Annotated in this window: 22 protein-coding genes; 6 read left to right on the top strand and 16 right to left on the bottom strand. The window is 36.5% G+C overall.

From position 1 onward, the window contains the following. Positions 1–35: 35 nt before the first annotated feature. The 8 genes from ACEYOS_RS10480 to ACEYOS_RS10445 form a co-directional block, all read right to left on the bottom strand. Positions 36–500 carry a transposase gene (locus ACEYOS_RS10480; RefSeq protein WP_373709242.1) on the bottom strand — a complete coding sequence of 155 codons (465 nt, stop codon included), beginning with the start codon at positions 498–500 and terminating at the stop codon, positions 36–38. A 205-nt stretch (positions 501–705) separates the two neighbouring features. Next, entirely contained in the window at positions 706–3537 is a 2832-nt protein-coding gene (gene polA / locus ACEYOS_RS10475) for a DNA polymerase I (protein WP_373709243.1), read from the bottom strand. Positions 3538–4078: 541 nt separating this feature from the next. After that, positions 4079–4669 carry a phosphatase PAP2 family protein gene (locus ACEYOS_RS10470; RefSeq protein WP_373709244.1) on the bottom strand — a complete coding sequence of 197 codons (591 nt, stop codon included), beginning with the start codon at positions 4667–4669 and terminating at the stop codon, positions 4079–4081. 1 nt (position 4670) lies between these two features. Next, positions 4671–4994, bottom strand: a complete 324-nt coding sequence (locus ACEYOS_RS10465) for a twin-arginine translocase TatA/TatE family subunit (RefSeq protein WP_373709245.1) — start codon at positions 4992–4994, stop codon at positions 4671–4673. Between the two features lie 95 nt (positions 4995–5089). Beyond that, positions 5090–6313 carry a TCR/Tet family MFS transporter gene (locus tag ACEYOS_RS10460; protein WP_373709246.1) on the bottom strand — a complete coding sequence of 408 codons (1224 nt, stop codon included), beginning with the start codon at positions 6311–6313 and terminating at the stop codon, positions 5090–5092. A 462-nt stretch (positions 6314–6775) separates the two neighbouring features. Continuing rightward, complete coding sequence (gene secD / locus ACEYOS_RS10455) at positions 6776–9703, bottom strand: protein translocase subunit SecD (RefSeq protein WP_373709247.1); 2928 nt, start codon at positions 9701–9703, stop codon at positions 6776–6778. Between the two features lie 321 nt (positions 9704–10024). Further along, entirely contained in the window at positions 10025–10420 is a 396-nt protein-coding gene (locus ACEYOS_RS10450; RefSeq protein WP_373709248.1) for a hypothetical protein, read from the bottom strand. A 255-nt stretch (positions 10421–10675) separates the two neighbouring features. Next, positions 10676–11323: a tetratricopeptide repeat protein gene (locus tag ACEYOS_RS10445; protein ID WP_373709249.1), complete on the bottom strand. Its 648-nt coding sequence runs from the start codon at positions 11321–11323 to the stop codon at positions 10676–10678. 188 nt (positions 11324–11511) lie between these two features. Between ACEYOS_RS10445 and ACEYOS_RS10440 the strand changes: the two genes are divergently transcribed. Beyond that, positions 11512–12498, top strand: coding sequence for an SDR family oxidoreductase (locus ACEYOS_RS10440; protein ID WP_373709250.1), 987 nt, complete (start codon positions 11512–11514; stop codon positions 12496–12498). An 85-nt stretch (positions 12499–12583) separates the two neighbouring features. On the opposite strand, the gene ACEYOS_RS10435 is transcribed toward ACEYOS_RS10440, so the two are convergent. Both ACEYOS_RS10435 and ACEYOS_RS10430 read right to left on the bottom strand, forming a co-directional pair. Further along, complete coding sequence (locus tag ACEYOS_RS10435; protein ID WP_373709251.1) at positions 12584–13417, bottom strand: arsenite methyltransferase; 834 nt, start codon at positions 13415–13417, stop codon at positions 12584–12586. Positions 13418–13482: 65 nt separating this feature from the next. Next, complete coding sequence (locus ACEYOS_RS10430; RefSeq protein WP_373709252.1) at positions 13483–13812, bottom strand: ArsR/SmtB family transcription factor; 330 nt, start codon at positions 13810–13812, stop codon at positions 13483–13485. Between the two features lie 263 nt (positions 13813–14075). On the opposite strand from ACEYOS_RS10430, the gene ACEYOS_RS10425 reads away from it, so the two are divergent. Together ACEYOS_RS10425 and ACEYOS_RS10420 are read left to right on the top strand one after the other, a co-directional pair. Further along, positions 14076–15467 carry a mercuric reductase gene (locus ACEYOS_RS10425; protein WP_373709253.1) on the top strand — a complete coding sequence of 464 codons (1392 nt, stop codon included), beginning with the start codon at positions 14076–14078 and terminating at the stop codon, positions 15465–15467. A gap of 155 nt (positions 15468–15622) precedes the next feature. Further along, positions 15623–15991 carry a glyoxalase gene (locus ACEYOS_RS10420; RefSeq protein ID WP_373709254.1) on the top strand — a complete coding sequence of 123 codons (369 nt, stop codon included), beginning with the start codon at positions 15623–15625 and terminating at the stop codon, positions 15989–15991. 105 nt (positions 15992–16096) lie between these two features. Here the strand turns inward: ACEYOS_RS10420 and ACEYOS_RS10415 are convergent, their stop codons facing one another. From ACEYOS_RS10415 to prfB, 3 genes are all read right to left on the bottom strand, one after another. Then, on the bottom strand, positions 16097–16792 hold the full coding sequence (locus ACEYOS_RS10415; protein WP_373709255.1) for a DedA family protein: 696 nt from the start codon (positions 16790–16792) through the stop codon (positions 16097–16099). Positions 16793–16866: 74 nt separating this feature from the next. After that, positions 16867–17835, bottom strand: coding sequence for a sterol desaturase family protein (locus ACEYOS_RS10410; RefSeq protein WP_373709256.1), 969 nt, complete (start codon positions 17833–17835; stop codon positions 16867–16869). Positions 17836–17876: 41 nt separating this feature from the next. Then, the gene (gene prfB / locus ACEYOS_RS10405) at positions 17877–18989 is read right to left on the bottom strand and encodes a peptide chain release factor 2 (RefSeq protein ID WP_373709257.1); all 1113 of its coding nucleotides are present in this window, start codon (positions 18987–18989) and stop codon (positions 17877–17879) included. 293 nt (positions 18990–19282) lie between these two features. Between prfB and ACEYOS_RS10400 the strand changes: the two genes are divergently transcribed. From ACEYOS_RS10400 to ACEYOS_RS10390, 3 genes are read left to right on the top strand one after another with little or no spacing between them, the layout of a single operon-like run. Continuing rightward, positions 19283–19507 (top strand): hypothetical protein, encoded by a 225-nt coding sequence (locus tag ACEYOS_RS10400; RefSeq protein WP_373709258.1) that lies wholly within the window; start codon positions 19283–19285, stop codon positions 19505–19507. Between the two features lie 47 nt (positions 19508–19554). After that, positions 19555–19896, top strand: coding sequence for a hypothetical protein (locus tag ACEYOS_RS10395; protein WP_373709259.1), 342 nt, complete (start codon positions 19555–19557; stop codon positions 19894–19896). Positions 19897–19905: 9 nt separating this feature from the next. After that, positions 19906–20301: a T9SS type A sorting domain-containing protein gene (locus ACEYOS_RS10390; protein WP_373709260.1), complete on the top strand. Its 396-nt coding sequence runs from the start codon at positions 19906–19908 to the stop codon at positions 20299–20301. Positions 20302–20369: 68 nt separating this feature from the next. Here ACEYOS_RS10390 and ACEYOS_RS10385 read toward each other — a convergent pair whose 3' ends face one another. The 3 genes from ACEYOS_RS10385 to dgt all read right to left on the bottom strand — a co-directional run bounded on the left by ACEYOS_RS10385 (position 20370) and on the right by dgt (position 23510). Continuing rightward, on the bottom strand, positions 20370–21044 hold the full coding sequence (locus ACEYOS_RS10385; RefSeq protein WP_373709261.1) for a hypothetical protein: 675 nt from the start codon (positions 21042–21044) through the stop codon (positions 20370–20372). A gap of 144 nt (positions 21045–21188) precedes the next feature. Then, on the bottom strand, positions 21189–22085 hold the full coding sequence (locus tag ACEYOS_RS10380) for an SPFH domain-containing protein (protein WP_373709262.1): 897 nt from the start codon (positions 22083–22085) through the stop codon (positions 21189–21191). Between the two features lie 69 nt (positions 22086–22154). Further along, positions 22155–23510 carry a dGTP triphosphohydrolase gene (gene dgt / locus ACEYOS_RS10375; protein WP_373709263.1) on the bottom strand — a complete coding sequence of 452 codons (1356 nt, stop codon included), beginning with the start codon at positions 23508–23510 and terminating at the stop codon, positions 22155–22157. Positions 23511–23524: the final 14 nt, after the last annotated feature.

Raw genomic sequence — 23524 nt, 5'->3', positions numbered from 1 at the left:
AGAAAGGTGCGTTCCGGAGGAACGCTATCTATTTGTTATTCAAAAAATTCAAATAGATATTCATTTTTAAATTCTATTTCAAACTTTTTCAAAAAATCGATATATTCATTTTTAAAACTTTGCTTTTGATGATGTTCTTTTTGATTCAAAACATATTTGATCACATTTTCTTTCTGGCTTTTTGAATAAGAAAAAGCACCATATCCTTCCTGCCAGGAAAAATGACTTTCTAAATATTTTTTTTCATTGATAAAATTAGTGGATTCAACCTTAACTACTTTTACTAAATCCGCAATTGAAATTTGAATATTTCTGTAACAAAAGAAAATATGAATATGATCCGGATTTGCATAAATGGCTAAAACACTTTGTTTTTTATGACTGAAAATTCCGCAAATATATTTTTCTATCTCCTCTCTAATTTCTTCGGAAATTTTACTTTCCCGAAATTTTACGGCAAAAATCAGTTGAATGTAAATTTGTGTATACGTATTTGCCATTTTCAAATAAATTTTTCGATATGAATTTAATAAATAAGATATACAACAATTCTGGTTTTTTAGATAGCGTTCCTACGGAACGCTGCATTATGATTCTATATTTTGCTACAGGGATTAAACTCCGCTGGAGTTTATTTAATCGTTAAATTACAAAAGCGACTGTTTTATTTATTGAGTTTTTGTCAGCTACCATTTCTTTGTAAAATTAATGTGCTTCCAACCAATTATCTCCTACTCCCACTTCGACTATTAAAGGAACGGTGGTTTCGTAAGCCGATTCCATTTCTTTTTTAATTAAAGCGGTTACGGTTTCTAATTCTTCTTCCGGTGCTTCAAAAACAAGTTCATCATGAACCTGCAAAAGCATTTTCGTTTTTAAATTCTGTTCAGAAAGTTGTTCATCAATTTTAATCATCGCTAATTTAATAACATCGGCGGCACTTCCCTGAATTGGTGCGTTTACGGCGTTTCTTTCGGCGTGTGCTTTTACGACAAAGTTCGCAGAGTTAATATCTTTTAAATGTCTTTTACGATGTAATATCGTTTCAACATAGCCCATTTCCTGCGCTTTCACGACTTGATCTGCCATGTATTTTTTCAACTTTGGATAGGTTTCAAAATAAGAAGTAATCATCTCTTTGGCTTCTTTCCGGGAAAGACCAGTTTGTTCGGCTAATCCGAAAGCACCTTGTCCGTAAAGGATTCCGAAGTTTACCGTTTTCGCTTGTGAGCGTTGGGTTTTAGTCACTTCTTCTAAAGGAACATCAAATAATTTCGAGGCGGTAGAAGCGTGAATATCTTCTCCATTTTGAAAGGCTTTGATCATATTTTCCTCTTCTGAAATCGCTGCAATTAAACGCAATTCAATTTGGGAATAATCTGCTGCAATTAATTTATTTCCAGGATTGGCAACAAATGCACCACGAATTTGTTGACCTCTTAAAGTTCGGATCGGAATGTTTTGTAGATTTGGATTTAAACTCGACAATCGCCCTGTCGCTGCGGTTGTTTGCGAGAAATTGGTATGTACGCGATGATCGTTATTATCAATTTGCAACGGCAAAGCATCGACGTATGTTGACTTTAATTTTTGATAGGTTCTGTACTCTAAAATATGCTGAATAATTTCGTGTTTTGCAGCAAGCTTTTGTAAAATATCTTCGCCAGTAGCGTATTGACCGGATTTAGTTTTTTTGGCTTTGGGATCGAGTTGCATCTTTTCAAATAAAACTTCGCCCAACTGTTTCGGAGAATTCATATTAAATTCCTCGCCTGACAATTCAAATATCGTTTTCTCCAGTTGACGTAAATCGTTTTCTAAATCCAAACTTTCCTGCGCTAACCATTTTTTATCGAGGGAAATTCCTTCGAGTTCCATCTTCGCAAGAACTTTCATTAAAGGCATTTCGACTTTAAAAAACAAATCTTCGAGGTTTTCTAATTTTAATTGTGGTGCGAAAAGTTGATACAATCGGAAAGCCAAATCTGCATCTTCACTGGCATATTCTGTTTGATCTGCTAAAGGGACTGATCGTAAACTTTCTTGATTCTTTCCTTTCTTACCAACTAAGGATTCCAGCGCAATCGGTTTGTAGTTCAAATACATTTCGGAAAGATATTCCATCGCATGTCTTCCGTCTGGATTGAGTAGATAATGCGCGATCATGGTATCAAAGAGCAATCCTTCTACATTAATTCCATATTGTTTTAAAACTTTGTAGTCGAACTTGATATTGTGTCCGATTTTCAAAACTTCTTGCTTCTCAAAAAATAGCCGGAAAATTTCAAGTGTTTCTAAAACTTCCTCACGATTTTCTGATAAAGGAATATAATAGGCCAAACCATTTTTGTAAGAAAAACTCATTCCGATTAATTCAGCATTCATTTCATCTTCAGTAGTGGTTTCAATGTCAAAAGAAACAGCGGTTTGAGCCATTAAATTTTGAACTAAAATATACTGCGCTTTTGGAGAATCGATGTATTGATACAAATGATCGTTATCAAAAACCGTTTCTTTGATTGTGGTTGCTTGTTCTAATTCTTCGAAGTTGGCAAAAAGATCCAATTGCATCGATTGATCTCCACCTTTTGCAGGTTGAGGATTTGAAAGTGACGGTTTACTGCTTGAATTTCCGTTTTCAATTGACGGAGCAAACGCACGATATAAATTTTCGTACAAACGTCGGAATTCAATTTCGTCAAAAACTTCTTTTACTTTCTCGAAATCAGGCGTATCTAAATCATACTGTTCCTGATGAAACTCAATTGGAGCATCACAAATGATGGTCGCTAATTTTTTAGAAAGGATTCCACGCTCAGCAGAATTTTCTACTTTTTCTTTGAGTTTACCTTTTAAATCTGCAGTGTTAGCCAAAAGATTTTCAATGCTGCCGTATTCTTTCAGGAATTTCTTCGCAGTTTTTTCTCCAACTCCTTCCAAACCGGGAATATTATCTACAGCGTCACCCATCATAGCAAGAAAATCGATAACCTGTTTTGGATCTTCAATTTCGTATTTCGCTTTGACTTCTTCTACACCTAAAATTTCAAATTCAGCGCCCTTCAAACCTGGTTTATAGATCTTAACTCTATCCGTTACCAATTGGGCAAAATCTTTATCTGGTGTGACCATAAAAACTTCATATCCTTCTTTTTCTGCTTTTACAGAGAGGGTTCCGATCAAGTCATCAGCTTCATAACCTTCCAAACCTAAGATGGGAACGTGCATGGCTTCTAAAATTCGGTGGATATAAGGAATGGCCAGTTTAATTGCTTCTGGAGTTTCGCTTCGGTTGGCTTTGTAATCGGCAAAATCTGCAGTTCTTACACTGGCTTGTCCGACATCAAAAACGACTGCTAAATGCGTTGGTCTTTCTCTGCGAATCAATTCAATTAATGAGTTAGTAAAACCAAATATTGCGGAAGTATCGATTCCAGTACTAGTGATACGCGGACTTCTGATCAATGCATAATATCCCCGGAAGATCATCGCATACGCATCGATGAGGAAAAGACGTTTATCGTTGTTTTCTGACATAGAAGCAAAGATATAAAAAAGATAGGAGGAGTTATATCTTCAAAGTAAGTTTTGATGGAATGTAAAAGAGTAGAAAAGTTTAAATAAAGTAAAATTTTTTAAACAAAAATTGCACGGATGGTTTGACAAATACCACCATTTGACTATTGACTGCTAAAATCCAACCATTAAGATTTTGGTTAAGGAACTAAGAGAATTAAGATTTCCTTCGGAAATTGAGCGCTTTAAAAATAGAAAATGGTTTTACACACCAATTGTACAAATGGTTTGACAAATTTTCACGATTTGACTATTGACTGCTGAAATTTAACCATTAAGATTTTGGTTAAGGAGTTAAGAAAATTAAGATTTCCTTCGGAATTGAATGGTTTAAAAAAAAATGATTTTAAACACCAATTGTACAAATGTTTCCACTAATGTCATGATTTGACTATTAGCTATTGACTGCTAAGGTTAAACCATTAAGGTTGTGGTTAAGGAGGTAAGAGGATTAAGATTTCCTACGGGAATTGAATGCTGCGAACAGATTATTAAAAATCTATTATGAAGTGCTGGTTGTAGCAGTTGGAGTCGAGTTGTTCTGGTTGCGAATGACTTTTAGCGCTAAAGAAGCGAAGAAACCACCAGCAAAAAAGCCCATCAAGCTACCCATTACAATATCTAAAGGAAAATGAACACCCAGATATATTCGGCTGTAAGATACAATGATTGCCCAAACGAATAGAATATAGGGTAAGAATCGGAATTTCTTGTACAAAAGTAAGGACATGAAAGTAGCGATAAAGAAAGTGTTTGCCGCGTGACTGGAATAGAATCCAAACTGTCCGCCACATTTTACATCACGCATTAATCCAGTTAAAGTGGGATCGTGACAAGGTCGTAACCGAGAAACGCCTGTTTTAAAAACGCCCGCCAACTGATCGGAGAATGTCACGCCTAAAGCAATGAATATAAGGATGAAAATTAAGTTTCGAAGTTGAAAGTTTTTGAATAAAAGATAGAGAAAAATAACGTAAAGTGGCACCCAGATCCAGGTGGCCGATATCATGATCCACAATTGGTCAAAGGGAGAACTCCCCAAATTATTGAGAAAAAGAAACAAGGATCTGTCTTCCTGAATAAGTTCGTGCATCTTAACGGCTTACAGGTCCTTCGTGGGTATCGCTTTCAGACAAGTCGATTTTGGGTTCGCTTCTTTTGGCTAAAGCTTCTTTTTCAAGATCGCCCATTGGATTAAAATCCATAGCTGCTTTCTTTACTTTATCGATTTCTCGCTTGATTTCCGAAACTGGATTATCGGTCTCTTTTAGAATTTCAGTTTTTACGTCTTCCATGGCACCACGCATTTTACGTACGCCTTGCCCCAAATCACGCGCAATCTGCGGTAATTTATTGGGTCCGAACAAAACTACGATCGCCAAAGCAACCATCATCATTTCACCTATACTTAATTCCATGGCGTAAAATTACAAAAGATTATGTTATCGTTTTTCATTTTTAAAATTAATTTATTACTAAAATTGAAGTGTAATTAAATACGATAGATTAGTAGTTACAGTTTTTTCTTTCTGGGGAACATCCTATTCACGATGATAACACTTATGGCCATCAATATAAATCCCAGGAAAAAGGGTGCGCCTGGAAACTTAAATGGAGCGGAATCATGGGTGAAATAATAAAAAGTATTCGTCATTAATGGTGGACCGATAATCGCCGTAAAACTAATTAAACTCGCTAAGGCGCCCTGCAGTTCTCCCTGCTCATTTTTCGGAACCTGGGAAGAGATCACTGATTGTAAAGCCGGTCCGGCAATTCCACCTAAGCCATAAGGAACCAGAAAGGCGAACATCATCCAGCTTTCACTGGCAAAGGCGAACAGGATTAAGCCGACTGCATAAAGAGCCAAGCCATAAACGATGGTTCTTTCGTTGCCTAATTTCGGTTGAATAAACCTGATTAAATAGCCTTGAACCAAAGCCGCCATGATCCCAACAAATCCTAAGGAAAGTCCAACTATTTTTTCACTCCAACCAAATTTGTACATCGTAAAGAAAGTCCAGTTGGTTTGCACGGCATGTCCGGCAATGTAAACCAAAACCAAGGTGGAAATTAAGCCTAAAATTTCAGGATGTTTCTTTAGCTGTAATAAAGAGCCCACGGGATTTGCCCGTCGCCAATCGAAAGGTCTTCGGTGTTCTTTATCGAGACTTTCCGGCAGAATAAACCAACCGTAAAGAAAGTTCACCAAACACAACGCAGAGGCGGCATAGAATGGAACTCTTGCGCCGTATTGTCCTAAGAAACCACCGATCACAGGACCGATAATAAATCCTACTCCAAAGGCAGCACCGATCATTCCGAAGTTTTTCGCACGGTCTTCATCATTGGAGATATCAGCAATATAGGCACTTGCGGTGGTAATACTCGCACCGCTTACTCCAGATAGAATTCTACCGACAAAAAGCCACATGATTGTTGGTGCAATTGCCTGTATGAAAAAATTCATCGAGAATCCTAATAAGGATAAAAGGATAATGGGTCTTCGACCAAATTTATCACTTAGTCCACCTAACACCGAAGCAAAAATAAATTGCGTTCCGGCATAAGCGAAACTGATCCAACCACCATACTGCGCGGCAACACTTAGATCATTGCTGCCAATTAATTCCTGTATCAATTTCGGGACTACTGGAATCACAATTCCCCACCCTGTAATATCAATTAACAGCGTGATGAAGATGAAACCGATGGCTGCTGATTTTTGCTTTTTTTTCATTGCGGGTGTAAAGATAGTTTTTTTGTGGTTTTTTTTAAGAATAAAGCTTAAAGATGAAAATTTAATTGAGGGACAAAGTGAATTTTAAACGCAATGACGCAAAGGTTAAAATGATGATGCTGTATAAATTACGGACGCAAAGGCATTTCACTCAGCAAAGGGAAAATATTATGAGATAAAGAATTATTTGAACTATATAAATTTTGCGTACTCTCTCAATTATATCGGGAAAAGATGTTTGTAGAATTGTATGATCTTTAAATTTATGAACTGGTTGAATAGAATCTGGGTTTGCAGCCCGACTTGAACGGAGCTCTTTTTTGCGGATCCGCCGAGGCGGAGGAGCAAAAAAAGCGGGAGTGGAAGGCGGAAATGTCTGCCCAAATAAAAGTAATAATAGATGTTCAAAACAAAAAAAATGTCCCTCTTTCGAAGGACATTTGATATATAAATATTGGATACTTATTTTTTAGTTCTGTTGTCAACTACTTCTACATCGACTGAAGTTCTGCCATGTAGCTTTTCTTCCGGGCCTTTGCCTTTACCTTTCAAGAAATCGTAAGCGATTGCGGAGGAGATAAAGATCGATGAGTACGTACCGAACGCAATACCTAATAGTAAGGCGAACATGAATCCTCTTAAGTTTTCTCCACCGAAGATGAAGATGGCTAAAATTACCAAAATCGTGGTGAATGAAGTATTGAACGTTCTTCCCAAAGTACTTGAAATAGAATCATCAAATAATCCAGCTAACGTCAACGATTTTTTCTCTCTTAAATACTCCCGAATCCTGTCAAATACAATCACCGTATCATTGATGGAATAACCGAGAACGGTTAGAATCGCAGCAATGAAATCCTGATTGATCTCCATATTAAACGGCATGTATTTATGCAACAAGGAATAAACTCCTAAAATAATAATAGCATCGTGTGCTAGACCGACAATTGCTCCTAAAGAGAACTGCCATTTGGTAAATCGCACCAAGATGTAAAGGAAGATCCCTGCAAGTGCCGCAATTACGGCAAACATTCCACCTCTTTGGATATCGTCTGCAACCGTTGGTCCTACCTTCGTTGAAGATACGATCCCGCCATGTTCGGAATCTGCAGATTTAAATTGCTGCAAAGTCATATCAGCTGGAAGACTTTCTTTCAATCCTTCGAAAAGCTTTTGCTCTATGGTTTGATCGGCTTGTAGCGATTCATCATCAATTAAATAATCGGTAGATATTTTCAACTGATTCCCTGTTCCGAAAGTTTTGGCTTCTACGGCAGATAATTTACCGTCTTCTGTCTTAAACATGGCTACTAAAGCCTTCTCTGTTTTATCAGCATCAATTGGTTTGTCAAATTTTACAACGTAGTTACGACCACCTGTAAAGTCAATACCATATTTAAAACCATTAACGTAGATGGAAACTAAACTCGCTACCGTAAGGAAAGCAGAAATCATGTAGGCATATTCTCTTTTTCCGATAAAGTCGATCCAAACATTTCTGAATAAATTCTTGGTTAAAGGAGTCCAAACTGATAATCCTTTTCCTTTGTTCAATCTTGCAAAAATCATTACTCTCGATAATAATACCGACGTAAAGAAGGTCATCAAGATACCAATGATCAACGTAACGGCAAATCCTTTAATTGGACCTGTACCAAAAATATATAATACAATTGCAGTCAAAATCGTAGTTGAGTGACCATCGATAATTGCAGAAAGTGCGTGTTTGAAACCGTCTTTATAAGCCTCGAGAATATTTTTACCAGCGAAGAGTTCTTCCTTGGTCCGTTCATAAATAATTACGTTGGTATCCACCGCCATCGCCATCGAGAGGACGATACCCGCAATACCAGGCAATGTTAATGTCGCATCTACAGAATCCATGATTCCGAAAATGTAGAATAAGTTAATGATCATCGCGATCACCGCATAAACTCCTGCTCCACCGTAGTAGAAAATGATATACGCTACAATTACCAAGAAGGCAATTAGGAAGGAAAGCATACCAGCGTCAATCGATTGTTGTCCTAATGAAGGTCCAACAACATCAGCCTGTACTACTTTCGCACTTGCAGGAAGTTTACCCGCTCCAAGTACATTTACTAAATCCTGAGCTTCTTCCTGAGAGAAATTTCCAGAGATCTGGGTTCTACCATTAGGAATTTCATTCACAACATTTGGTGCAGTGTAAACCACATTATCCAAAGAAACCGCTACTGACTTGTTCACGTTTTTAGCAGTCATGGCTTTCCATTCTTTCGAACCTTTAGAGTCCATTTGCATGTCAACCACTACTCTACCCATTTCGTCATAATTAACTCTGGCAGATTCTACCGCACCATCAACAGGTGCTTTTTGGTTAATGTTTCCACGGATCGCGTAAAGAACTAAATTGTTTACATCGTTCGATTCAGGTTTATAACCCCACATGAACTGGGTATATTTAATATTCGTCGGACGAAGATCTTTTGCAACTTCTGAATTTAAAATTTTATTAATTGCAGCAGTATCTGATAATTTAATGTTTCCAACTCCACTTGATCTCAGTGAATTCAATTGAAGCATGTTCATTAAATCAGTATTTTTAGCCACACCGATCGAGTCTGCTTTCAAAGGAACAATCGTTGACAATTGCTCTAAGTATGGAAGAACTTCCTGAATCGTCTGTACTTCCCAAAACTGCAGTTTTGCAGAGGTAGCCAGCATTTTCTTTACTCGGTCAATATCTTTACTTCCCGGCATTTCCACGGAAATACGACCGGTTCCAGGTACACGCTGAACGTTTGGCTGGGTAACTCCCATTTTGTCGATACGCGTTCTGATCACTTCATAGGCAGAACCTTCTGAAGCATTAATTTTACGACGAATGATATTTCTAACCTCGTCATCAGAGGTGTTGTATTTAATTTCTGTAATGTTGGTATTACCGAAAAGTTCTGGATCAGCCAATTTAAGGTTGGTTCCTTTTTCTTTATTCACGGCGTCGAATTCCTTGAAGAAGTTATCGATATACGTTCCGGCAGCAGTTTTTTGTGCTTTATCGGTACGCGCGAGTGCTTCTAAAAGAATTGGGTTGGTAGAATATTGGGTTAAATCATTGACCAAATCTCTCTGGTTGATTTCCAAAAGTACGTTGATCCCTCCTTTCAAATCCAGACCTAGCTTCATTTCTCTTTCTTTCGCTCTTGAATAATACAATTTTGTAAATCCTAGATTCAGAGTGTCTTTCGACAGGCGAGCCATTTCTTGATTATATTTTTCGGGGTTGTTTCCCGCAATAGCAGTGGCTTGTCTTTCAACTTTACCAGCATACCATGTTGGTAACAATTCGTTAAGACAAATAAGTCCCAGAATAACCGCAACCAGCGTAATAAGTCCTTTTCCTTGCATTGTTAATAGTTTACAACATTAAAATTATAGTCGGCAAATATAATGATTTTCAATATAATTAAGAATTTTTTAACAACTCATTTTGAAAATTTCGCAAAGTGTGGATGCCAAAGCGTTTCAATCGTGACAAAATCTTAAATAGGTTCATGAATAATCGATAGCGTTTTCGAAAAAACAACGCTATTTATGAAATTAAACGCTTGTGGAATTATACAGAGAAGTCCTGTTTTTCTTTGAATTTTTTGATGGTCTTCACTAAATATTCGCGGTTTTTTGCGCTGGATGCCCAAACTGGAAGTCGACTTGCGATACTTTTATTTTTTAATGCGATACCGTTTCGACTGCGTATTTTGTCTGCAATAAAATTTTCGATAACGTAAGATGGTCCTCGTTATACGCCCACAAAGATCCGTGAGTGGTTGGAATCTCATACCAGACCGGCAATTGGAAGAACGGATCACACGGACTGTTGAAATAAAGTACATGTGATTTTACCGGAACGTCCCGACTGTTGACAAATACCGTTGATTTCGACGCCTCATTTAGAACTGCAACAAAACCGCAATGCGCACAGGCACCCCGAATGTTCTGCTCGTCTTCAACTAAATACTGATTGGGTTTGCCACCTGTCACGACCGCTCTCTTGGCACATTTAGGACAGACCACAACGATATGATCCAGAAAATCTGCGTTTTGTAAAGCGTAAGCATTCGACATTTTAGTTAATTGTTTTTAGTACAGGTATTTTGATCATTGTTTGATGGTGATCCCGTTTTCTTTGGCAATCCTATAAAACTCTTTTTCATTTCCTTTTTCTTTCATGAGACCATAAAGAATTCCAATCATTTGTAGAGAATGTTTTTCATAATCAGATTTTTCAAAAATATAGATTTTATGAGCCTTAATAATATGTAATAAGGCATTCTCATAATCTTCTAAAAAACTTAGATTTCTACCAAATCCATACTAGCCTTACGCATTATGAGGCTGATACTGCATGAGTTGAGCGTAATATTCATTGGAGGTTTTATAATCCTCTTTTAAATTATAAACTACTGCAATATTCATTAAGGCAAAATCACCTTCCGGAAAAACAGCCAACGATTTTTTATAATAGGTGATCGCTTCATCAAATTGATTTAACTGTCGATAAGAAATAGCAATATCATCCAGAGCTAGAACAAAATTTTCATCATTTTCCAAAGCTTTTTCAAATGATTTTATGGCCAGCTGATAGTTTCCCTGTTCCATAAAATCTTTCCCCATATTATAGGAAATATTAGCCTCGTAATTTGGAGAGGCGGAATAATACACTTCTCTTTTTTGTTTAAGTTCTTTGTTTGCGTTGAGTGAACAGCTCTCTGCTAAAATACCATACACTTTCTCTAAAGTGCTTTTCATTCCTTTAACAGTACCGATCTGCTTCATATTTCTTTTCACATCTCCTTTCACTAAGGCTTCGGTTAAAGAGGTTGAAATACAGTTTTTATAATTCTCATCCGTAAGGTCTGGTAATTCCTGAATACATTCACACGATGCGTCGGCAACGGTCTGCTCAAATGTTTGTCCATAAGAAATGAAGCCAAGCAGTAAAATCGAAAGAGTTAAAAATTTTTTCATCGCAGATATTTCGTTATTGTTAAAAAGAGCAGAATCTCAAATTTATAAAATTAACAGATACCATTTAACAAATGATTTCATTTTTACACAGAATCCTTCATTAATATGATTCGGATTTAGTTGACGAAATGAATTGCATAATAATTGATAGTAGTAAAGCATCAATCTAACATTTACAATTTATTATTATGGAAAATCAAGAAATAAAATACGGAGAATTACGTGGCAAAACAGTAGTGATCACCGGTGGAACAAGTGGCGTTGGTAGAGCTGCCGCAGAAGCGTTTGCGTTGGAAGGTTGCAATGTAGTAGTTGCTGCCAGAGGACAAGAAGGATTAGATGAAACTGTTGCTTTATGTCACGATTTAGAAGTTGTTGCCTTGGGAGTTCAAACCGATGTATCTGATGCACAGCAAGTTCAGCATTTAGCAGAAAAAGCTTTACAATTTAACGGAAGAATCGATATTTGGGTGAATAATGCCGGAGTAATGGCAAGTGGTAAGTTTGAAGAAATCCCGATTGAAACCATGGATCAAATAGTGAAGACTAATTTACTGGGATTTTTACACGGTGCTCATGCCGTACTGCCAATCTTCAAAAAACAGAAAGAAGGAATTTTAATTAATAATGTTTCGATTGGCGGATGGATGCCAGCTCCATATTCTACAGCCTATTCAAGCACAAAGTTTGGAATCCGTGGAATGGTAGAAGGTTTGCAGGGTGAAGTTTCTGATGAACCGAATATTCATATTGTAGGTTTATATCCAGGAATCCAAAGATCAACAGGAAATACCCACTCCGCAAAATATTCTGGGTTGGATTTCAAGATTCCACCATTTTCAGTAGATCCGCGCGAACTGGCAGCGCAAATGGTTGAGGCCGCAAAAAATCCAAAGAAAAGCATCATTACGGATGGTTATGCACAAGTATCTAAAATACTCTACGGTTTATTTCCGAAAGCAATTATAAATACCGCGTCTGCAGCATTGAGATTAGTGATGAAAGAAGATGCTACCACGAATACCGACGGTAATGTTAATTATCCATCAAAAGATCCGATGAGAATTTATGGTGAAATGGCCCTTCCCGTTCCAACAAAAAAACAGAAAACGATTTTGATGATGGTTACCGGAATCGCCATCGGATTTCTATATATGAAATCTAAAAAGAAATAATAGATCACGGTCTTTTAAAAACAAAAAAAAGCAAGAAGTTAGTCTTGCTTTTTTTATTAAAGCGATTTTCACTAGAAATAGAATTTTAGCAACAAGTCGGACCACAACATTCATCTAGTTTCTCGGCGTAAACCGTAATGCTGAAAATAATATTTTTATTAGAATTATAGGTTTCAATCTCGTCTTCGTTCAGATAGTTTTTCAAAATATCATTTGGAATAATGATCGGTTTTTCTTTTTGAAGCGTTATGTTTTTAAATCCAGAATTTTTAATAATGTCTAAATATTCGTCTTTCTGAATCGCACTTGCCACACAACCTGCGTACATTTCTGCCGCATTTTTAATTTTTTCCGGAAGATCACCGGTCAGCACAATATCTGAAATACTGAAATGTCCGCCCACTTTTAAAATACGGTGAACCTCACTAAATGCTTTTGATTTATTGGGCACCAGATTCATCACACAATTACTCACGACAACATCAGCGATATTACTCATAGTCGGAATATTTTCAATGTCACCTAATCTGAATTCAACATTATTATATTTCAGTTTATCAGCATTCAGTCTGGCTTTATCAATCATTTCTGGTGTGAAGTCAATTCCGATCACTTTCCCGGTTTCACCCGTTTCATGTCTAGCTACGAAACAATCATTTCCTGCTCCACTTCCTAAATCAACCACCGTATTTCCGGGTTGAATCTTGGCAAATTCAGTTGGTAAACCACAACCTAATTTTAAATCAGCATCTGCGCTGTAACCTTCCAAATGATCATATTCATCGCTCATGACATTGTAAACTTCAGTGGTGCAGCCGCCACTTCCACAGCAAGAAGAAGCATTGGTTTCCTGATCCTGCAAAGCAATTTCACTGTATTTCTGCTTTACCATTTCTTTGATTTTTTCGTTGGTATCCATTATTTTAGGTGTTGGGTGTTAGGTGTTGGGTGTTGGGTAATAAATGATTGGATATTTTTCTATAATTAACAACACGAGCTTCTGTTGGACAACTTTGTTGAAATTTCTTTGAAATAAAGATGAAGTTTTTCGATGGTCTTCTCGTCCGCACAATAGCAAACAGAATTGCCGTCGATCGTTCCTTTGATGATTCCAGCGTTTTTCATTTCTTTCAAATGTTGAGAAACGGTTGGTTGTGCCAACGGAAGTTCGGAAACGATATCGCCACAAATACATTCATTGACTTTTAAAAGATGTTCCAGAATCGCAATTCTGGCCGGATGTGACAACGCTTTTGCAATCTTTGCCATTTCATTTTGATCTTCTGTAAAGTGTTCTGTTTTACTCGCTCCCATATTGTTATTTCTATATTGCAATATTACGATAAAGAATTAAAGTGATGTAAATATTTCTGTATTAATTTTAAAATTTTTCCTTCTGATGTTAAAAATGTTTATCAAAAACACCCTCTACTTTGTTTAAAATCAATTGAGTAGCTCAAAGCGTTTCAATTTACACGATAACATTTTTAAATTCTGTATATTGGTTGGTCTTCAAATTGGACTAACGAACTCAGTTACTTCAACCATAATTTCAAAACAAATTTAAAAATAGACCAATGATCAAAAAAGATGCAATTATAATTGGGTCCGGACAAGCCGCCAAACCGCTTTCGGAAAAACTGTCAGAAGCAGGCTGGAAAACGGTTATGATTGAAAAGTCTGAAGTGGAGCTCGGCGGATCTTGTTTGAACGTTGGCTGCACCCCGACAAAAACGTTAATAGCTTCCGCGAAAGTAATGCACGCTATTAATACCGCAGAAAAACACGGAATTTCAGTTTCTGATCTTAAAATAGATTTTGGAACGACTCAAAAAAGAAAAGATAAAATTGTTGATGATTCTAAAGAAGGTGTGCTGAAACGGACTGCTACTGCAGAAAACCTGGAGCTTGTCTATGGAACTGCTTCTTTTAGCAGCAAGAAAAAAGTGATTGTTAAAAAGAAAGATGGTACGACACAAGAGTTTACCGCACCTTATATATTTATTGATGCAGGTGCCCGTCCAGCGGTGCCAAAAATTAAAGGTTTGGATGAAGTAAAATGGTATGACTCCAGTGGAATTCTTGCTCTTGAAGAAATACCGGAAAAATTAATTGTAATCGGTGCGGGTTATATCGGATTGGAACTTGGACAAATGTACAGTCGATTCGGCAGTGACGTAACGATCATTGAAACCGCTGCACAAATTATGTCTGGCGAAGATCAGGATATTGCTGAATCATTGCAAGAGCTTTTGGAAGCGGACGGACTTCATTTCTTACTGAATTGTTCCGTTCAGATGGTAGAAAAAGCCGGTAAAGAAGTCAAGGTAACTTACAGTACAGATGATAAAAAAACGTCTATTTCCGGAACTCATCTTTTGGTTGCAACTGGACGGGAATCCAATGCTGATGGTCTCAATGTAAAAGCTGCCGGAATAAAACTGGACAAAAAAGGATATATAAAAGTAAATAAAAAACTGGAAACGAATATCGAAGGAATTTATGCTTTAGGTGATATTAATGGCGGTCCGCAATTTACCCATATTGCCTATAACGATTTCGTGATCCTTCAAACCAATCTTTTACACAAAGGAAACGCATCTACAAAAGGCAGAATTGTTCCGTATACCATGTTTACGGATCCACAATTAGGAAGGGGCGGTTTATCTGAAGATCAGGCAATAAAAAAAGGCTTGAATTTTAAAGTGATAAAAATTGAAGGCAAAAGAATTACGCGAGGTATTGAAACAGGTGAGCCGCAAGGACTTTGGAAAGCGATTGTAGATAAAGAAACTGGATTAATTTTAGGTGCGAGCATTGTCTGCAGCGAAGGTGGAGAAATTGCTTCGGTCATCCAAATGGCGATGCACGGTAAAATTCCTGCTAAATATTTATCGACAACCATATTTTCACATCCTACTTATTCAGAATCGCTCAACACTCTATTTACGGAAATGTATAAGGAATAAATATCACTACCATTCTAACAAGCTCAAAAAACTTTCATTAAAAGTGATATTAAAATTGCATTTAAGTATTAATTCCTATGCGAGAATTGCTTATCAATTTAAGAGAAAATCACTTAAATTTACACTGTTAAAAACAACTTAGTCCAAAAATACCAATGATTAACAAATTAGACCTAAGACCAACTTTAGATATTCCAATTTCAGAAGAAAGTACCGAAGTAGAAAACTTTCAAAACCAAACTTTAAGACCGATTTTGAAATTACAAAACGACCTTTATGTGGCTTTATTTGAAAGTTACGCAATGCGTCAAAAATCAGATTATGAAACGTTGTCTGGAGCGAAGAAGAGAACTTTTATCGAACAAAGTCTTCAGAAAGACATGGTTCTTAAAAACACCTTTATCGGCATTACGATTGGTCTATTTACAATCGACGAGATTGCAGTTTATGCGACTCAAAGTAAAGATTATAATAGAAGAATTATCACCATGCTTATTGAGCGACTTAAAAGTCATACCAAATAATTTTGCTTATCATTTCCAGCAAACGAAATTATTTGACCTACAACCTTAAAACAAAAAAAACAGCATTCCGAAAAGAATGCTGTTTTAATTTATGTGAAGATATTTTTATCCGTGCGTATCAATTTCATCATCAACAACCTCTTTCTTTTTTCCGAAGAAGAATTTAGCGATAATTGGAACGGTTGTAATCAATACGATAATAATGATGATCATTTCTAAATGCGATTTCAAATCAATATCAAATTGAGTTTTAAATAATGCATCTAAATAATGTCCGGCGAAAATTAAAGAGAATGACCACAGGAAAGCACCGATCACATTGTCGATAAAAAATCGACCCTTATCCATTTTCACGATTCCAGCTACAATTGGGGTGAAAGTTCTTACGATTGGTAAGAATCTCGCCATGATTACAGCCAACGCACCATGTTCTTCGAAAAAATCATGTGCCTGGAAAAGATATTTCTTTTTGAAAAGGAATGAATCTTCTCTTTTATATAAAGCAGGACCTGCTTTTAAACCAAACCAGTAACCGATTTCGTTGCCGATCACGGCAGCGATTGCGACAGACGTTGCTAAAATAGTGGTGTCTAATAAATCACTTCCCGTAGACCCGAAAGTTTCTTTAATAATTTCTACGGCATAAATTCCGGATACAAAAAGTAAACTGTCACCTGGCAGGAAAAATCCTACGAATAAACCAGTTTCTGCGAAGATAATGAACAAGATCAGCCAAAAACCGCCCATCTGTATATAAAATTCAGGATTTAAAAGATCCTTCCAACTTTCAAAGTTTTCCATATATTTTCTAAAAAAAACAAAAATACTTTATTAAAATCGGTAATGAAAATTATTTAAGATGATTTAACATATATTTAATTTGAATTCTTTTGCAAGGTGGCGATCCGCTCATCTTTTCCGGTGTGATTCCAACCAGGAGCTTTGAAAATATAGTTCAGTTTCGCGCGAAAATCAGGCGCAGATTTCACATCTCTTACTAAATTTCCAAATTCATCGAAAACGATATGAAAAACATTGTGCGTTTGAATGTTACGCAGAATTCCGTACTCTTCAATTTTTTGATCTTCAGATTTATAAGTTCCAAATAGATGATCCCACACCATCAATATTCCACCATAATTTTTGTCTAAATCTTCAATTTTCCGAGAGTGATGAACGCGATGATTTGACGGTGAATTGAAAATTTTATCGAACCACCCGAGTTTTCCAATCGCATTGGTATGCGGCCAAAACTGATAAATTAAATTAATCTGATGCATCATCACAATCATAATCGGATGAAAACCGACCAAAACAAAAGGAATATACCAAATATCACGGTAGACAATTTCGAACCAACCTTGTCGCAGAGCAATCGCAAAACTGAGGTGCGTCGCAGAGTGATGGTTAACATGTCCCGTCCAAAGAAGCCGAATTTTATGACTCAAACGATGGTGCCAATAAAAGCCAAAATCCTGAACGATCAAAACCAAAATCCATAACCACCAGTGTTCGAGCTGCCATTTTAAAGTGAAAAATTCTGAAAAATTTTCAATTCCAAAAATATTGGTCAATCTGAGATGATTGTAAATCCAGAAAAAATAGGAAAGCGAAATAGCCTTCATTCCAAAATCCAAAAACATGGCGCCTAAACCTAATCCAACGCTGGAAAGTTCATCTTTTACGAGTTTTTTGGTGAATAATTTCTGAGGAATTTGATACAAAAATGTTTCACCCAAAATCAAAAGGATAAATCCGGGAACAAAATAAGTAACCGGATCCGTAAAATCCAACGGACTAAACAAACCATAGTTATTGAAAAATTGAGTGATTGTTTCTTTCAAAATTTTAATATTATTTTAAATCTTAAAACTTTCAATATAATTTAAAGTGTAAAATCGTCTTCAGAAACTGCAGTTCCATCCGCCATTAGGAAGGCTTTTAGAAACGGTGTTAAATCTCCATTCATTACGCCATCAACGTCCGAAGTTTCATGGCCAGACCGAACGTCTTTCACCAATTTATACGGATGCATCACGTAATTCCGGATCTGACTTCCCCACTCGATTTTCATCTTTCCGGCTTCGATCTCAGTTCTGGCTTTCATACGTTCTTCGAGTTCCATTTCATATAATCGGGAGCGCAACAATTGCATTGCTTTCTCCTTATTTTGAAGCTGTGAACGGGATTCGGAGTTTTCGATAATAATTCCAGTTGGCGCGTGACGCAATCGAACTGCGGTTTCTACTTTATTCACGTTTTGCCCACCTGCTCCACTGGAACGCATGGTTTCAAAAGAGATATCAGCTGGATTAATATTAATTTCAATGGTATCATCAACCAGCGGATACACATAAACCGAGACAAAACTGGTGTGTCTTTTTGCGTTGGAATCAAAAGGCGAAATTCTCACCAAACGGTGGACGCCATTTTCACCGCGCAAATACCCGAACGCAAATTCACCGTCAATTTCTAAAGTCACTGTTTTAATTCCAGCAACCTCACCGTCCTGGTAATTCAGTTCACGTATTTTATAACCTTGGTTATCGGCCCACATGGTGTACATTCTCATGAGCATTGACGCCCAATCGCAACTTTCTGTACCACCTGCTCCAGCTGTGATCTGCAATACCGCAGAAAGTTCATCGCCTTCATTAGAAAGCATATTTTTAAATTCTAAATCTTCAATCTTTTGTAGAAGCACTGGGAAAGATTCGTTCAGTTCTTTCTCAGAATCTGGATCTTCTTTGGCAAAATCCATTAAAACCTGAATATCTTCAAAACGTGCAAAAATTTCCTCGTAATCGTTGACCCATTTTTTCTTGGACCGGAGTTGCTTCATAAAAATTTCAGCTGCTTTCGGATTATCCCAAAATTCAGGAGAGACGGTTTTTTCTTCGTCGTTAGAAATTTCAATTTGCTTGCGTTCGATTTGTAAATATTTATACAATTCGCCAATTCTGGCTTGAACGTCTTTTATTTGGTCGCTGTTGATCATAAGTATTGCAAAAATAACTAAAAATGTTGAAAATGAAATTCCATTTCACCTGTTTAAATGTTTGATGACTTTTTATACTTACTTAAGGAAATTACATTAAGCCGACCGACGTACTACTTTCCCTAATTCATTCTTCAACACCTGATTTAAAGATTATTCATAAAAATCATATTAATATTAAAAATGATAGATGATTACAATAAAACTATTAAATAAGTTATAAAATTTAATTATTAACAATATTCATTTATAGTTATTGTAAATTTACCTTAACACAATTAAAAACTTTTATCATGAAAAAACTTCTATTCTCTGCGATTGCTTTAATTAGCATGCAACTTGCCCAATCGCAAACCTACAACAACGGTGCACTAAGCACAGGAGCTACTAGTAACAGTAGCGTCGCAGCACCAGCGAGCAATACCTGGTCGGAAGTTCAAAACGAAACGGGAACACAACAGAATCAAACTCCAATGCGGGAATTGCAGCAGCCGCTACAACTACAGCGTTTTTTGTAGCAGATGATTTTGTAGTTCCAGCAGGTGAACAGTGGAACATAACCGAAATGCAGTTTTATATATATAGAACCGGTTACACTGGAGCGACTCCACCTTTTGATATTGTTAGAGTCAATATTTTTAATGGAATACCATCGAATCCGGCGAGTATAAGTGTTTTTGGTGACGACACTTCCAATCGTTTTGTATCTGGTACTGATTCTCAAATGTATCGAATTTTTAATTCCTCCGTACCGGCTCCTGGAACCGTTCCTGGAACTACGCGAAAGATTTGGAATATAAAAGCAAATGTGATCACCACCTTGAATCCTGGAACGTACTGGATAAAATATCAATTTGCAGATGCAGCGATGAATCCAGGATTTGCCCCTTCTGTTACCATTCCGTGAAGCAGAGGATTGCCAACTTTTAATGCAGTTCAATATCACGGAGCTGTAACGGGTTGGGTACCAATTATTGACGCGGGAAATCCTGCTACTGCACCAGATTTTACGATTGATATGCCATTTATCATCACTTATACCGCAGTAGCGTTGGGTACTGTAGAAACCAGACAAATGGATAACCGAGTTCGTGTTTATCCTAACCCAACTGTTGATTATTTTAAACTGGCTTTGCCGAGTGAAACAGATAAATCAAAAACTACTATTTCTTTATATGATATGAGTGGAAAAATGGTCAAAGAATTTAAAGTTGCAGAGCAATACGATATTTCTTCTTTAATCAAAGGAGCATACATGGTAAAAGTGAAAGATGGCTCTACCATTAAGGTTACCAAATTACTCAAAAATTAGCACTACCCGTTTAAACTAAAAAAATCCCGATTAAATTCGGGCTTTTCTATTATTTGGAACGAGATTTATTATTTGAAAATAGTTTTCTCAACCTCAACCGCTTTATTTAAGGCTTCTTCAATTTTGCTTTTTGCATTGTCAAAGTTGGGTGGCGTATTCCATTTTCCTTTGATTACAACCGCCTGAGGATTGTCATTAGAAAAATACAAAGAGTTATCATTCAAATTAATCACACGATTAGAAATAAGCGCGTAACCAGCTCTGCCAGTTTCAACCATACTATAATAACTAATGATGACGCCCCAATTTACATTGACAAAGACAACATCATCTACATTATATTTTTCTTTAAGGTAACGCATATCGTAGGTTCCATATTTTTTACCTTCTGCTTTATCACCTTTAAATTTTGCAGCTGTTTTGTAATCGAAGTTTTCATCAATTATAACCACTTCTTTTCCTTTGGCTTTTAAAGTTTCAGCGTAAATTGCTATCAACTCCTCTTTACGGTCGATTTCTTTTTTAGCTACATCTAAAAGAGGCTGGTATTTATCTCCAGAAGTTACGGCAAGATCCAATAATCCTTGAGATCCTTCTCTAAATTTTTGTGGTTCGGTAAAGTTCACCAGGATGCCAACTTTAGAAGGTTTTTGAAAATACTCTGAATTCATGGGCACATTTGACACACAAGATACCATAACAGAAAGCATAGCGATTAAGCCTAGAAAGTTAATTTTTTTCATATAATTTTTTTATCAAAAATATTCTTTTTTTTGAATAAATAACTTGTTTTCAGAAAAATAAATGAGAAATAACTAGTTGAGATACACTAAATAAAAAAGCCAACTATGAAGTTGGCTTTGTCGTGAAAATAATTAATTAACTATTTATTCTTTAATATGCTCCAATTGCTGGCTTGCAGCCATTGAAACCATTAGATCATTCAATAAAGTACTTGCCGAATTTGGTGAATTTGGTAATAATACCAAACTGCTCTTATTGGTAGAACCAATTGCCTGTAACGTGTCATAATGCTGAGTTACTACAATTAAGGCAGAAGCTTCCTGCGCATTAATATTCGCCTCATTCAACATTTTTACAGATTCAACTAAACCGGCAGCGATTTCTCTACGCTGATCTGCAATACCTTGACCTTGCAATTTTTTAGATTCTGCTTCTGCTTTCGCAACGGCTACAATTCTAATTTTCTGTGCTTCAGATTCGTATTCTGCAGCAGTTTTTTCACGTTCCGCCGCATTAATTCTGTTCATTGCATGTTTCACCTGTTCGTCTGGATCGATATCCGTTACCAAAGCTTTGATGATGTCGTAACCGTAACTTTGCATCGCTTCCTGAAGTTCTCCTTTTACAGCAATTGCAACGTCATCTTTTCTTACGAAAACATCATCCAGTTTTAACTTTGGAACTTCCGCTCTTACCACATCAAATACATAAGAGGTAATCTGGTTTTCCGGATTTTCTAATCGGTAAAATGAATCGGCAACTTGCGAAGCAATAACCTGATACTGAACAGAAACTTTCATTCTGATAAACACGTTATCCAAAGTTTTTGTATCAATAATTACATCTAATTGCTGAATTCTTAAGTTCATTCTTTTAGCAACCTGATCGATGAACGGAATTTTTAAATGCAAACCTGATTGGCGTACCACATGAAATTTTCCTAATCGCTCTACAATTGCTGCTGTTGCTTGCTTCACCGTAAAGAAGGAAGCGAACAGAACTACTAAAGCGAAAAAGATAATAAATCCTAAATAAGTCATTAGTCTAATTTTTTTGGTTTTAATTAAATCATTTTGATTTCGGATAAAGATAATTAAAATTTACCTAATTTACATGGTCATTCCGATATCAATTCCTTTGATTTTTCGGTAAAGATCGGTAGCAAAATTATCGGTCATTCCGGAGACAAAGTCGATCACGCCAAGAACTTTTTGGTAATCACTTCCGTCTTCATAAAGAAATTGTTTTGGCAAAAGTTTCAACGCCATTTTATCATAAGATTTACGCTCCTCTTTGCTTGTTAAAATGGAGGGAATAAAATGATCTAATAATTCATACATCACATTATAACCTGCATTTTCAATCTCAATTACATTTTTATGATTGTAAATTTTATCAATCGAAAAGTTTTCAATCTCCTGTAAAGATGGATTATCAATTTTGAAAATGTCGAGAAGTGCTTTATCTAAAGTTCCATCTAAAATATCGATAAAACAATCCTGGTAAATTTGGATTGATTTATTGATCAAGGCATTAATTACTTTCGCTCTCAGATAAGAAATTCGTTCGTTCGCGTTAGTCAAAATAGCCAATTTATCTTCTACTCTTTTGGCATTGCCATCCTCAGATTTAATGAGTTCAAGAAATAAATTCTCACAGTCTGAAGTAGAAACAATCCCCAACCGATGCGCATCTTCCATATCAATGATATTGTAGCAAATGTCATCTGCCGCTTCTACCAACCAAACAAATGGATGCCTTTTAAAAATCGTCGGGTCCTCACTTTCCTGTTTTAAATCAACTGATTTTGCAATATTTAGAAAGGTTTCTTTTTCATTTTGAAAGAAGCCGAACTTCTTGCGATGAATTACCCCTTTTTTTTTCGCAATCGCTTCACACGGATATTTTGCAATGCTCGCCAAAGTCGTATAAGTTAACTGAGTTCCACCTTCATCTTTTCCTGTTTGCTGATGGGTCAAAACTCTGATGGCATTGGCATTCCCTTCGAAATTCACCAGATCGGCCCATTCCTTTTCATTAAATTTTCCTTTTAAATCCTTTTCATTTTTTTCAAAATAACTGGCAATGGCATCTTCACCAGAATGTCCGAAAGCCGGATTCCCGACATCATGACAAAGGCAAGCCGCCGCAATCACGTTGTGTAAATTATGTTGATAGAAATTCTGCGCGTTGTCATCCAAATCACCTTTAAAATTATTAAAGATAAAATCTCCCATTGCAGATCCCAAACTTCTACCTACGGAAGAAACCTCCAGAGAATGGGTCAATCGGTTGTGCACAAAGACACTTCCCGGAAGAGGAAAAACCTGGGTTTTATTCTGTAATCTTCGAAAAGAGGCGGAAAAAATAATGCGGTCAAAATCTCTTTGAAAATCCGTTCTTGAGGCAGAGGTTGCCGGATGATTTCCGGTGCGTTGATGGGTAAATAGACTGTTTAATATCATAATACGATACCAAA

Source organism: Kaistella sp. (genome assembly GCF_041824135.1).
Taxonomy (GTDB): domain Bacteria; phylum Bacteroidota; class Bacteroidia; order Flavobacteriales; family Weeksellaceae; genus Kaistella.
This window is presented reverse-complemented; position numbering and strand designations above follow the sequence as displayed.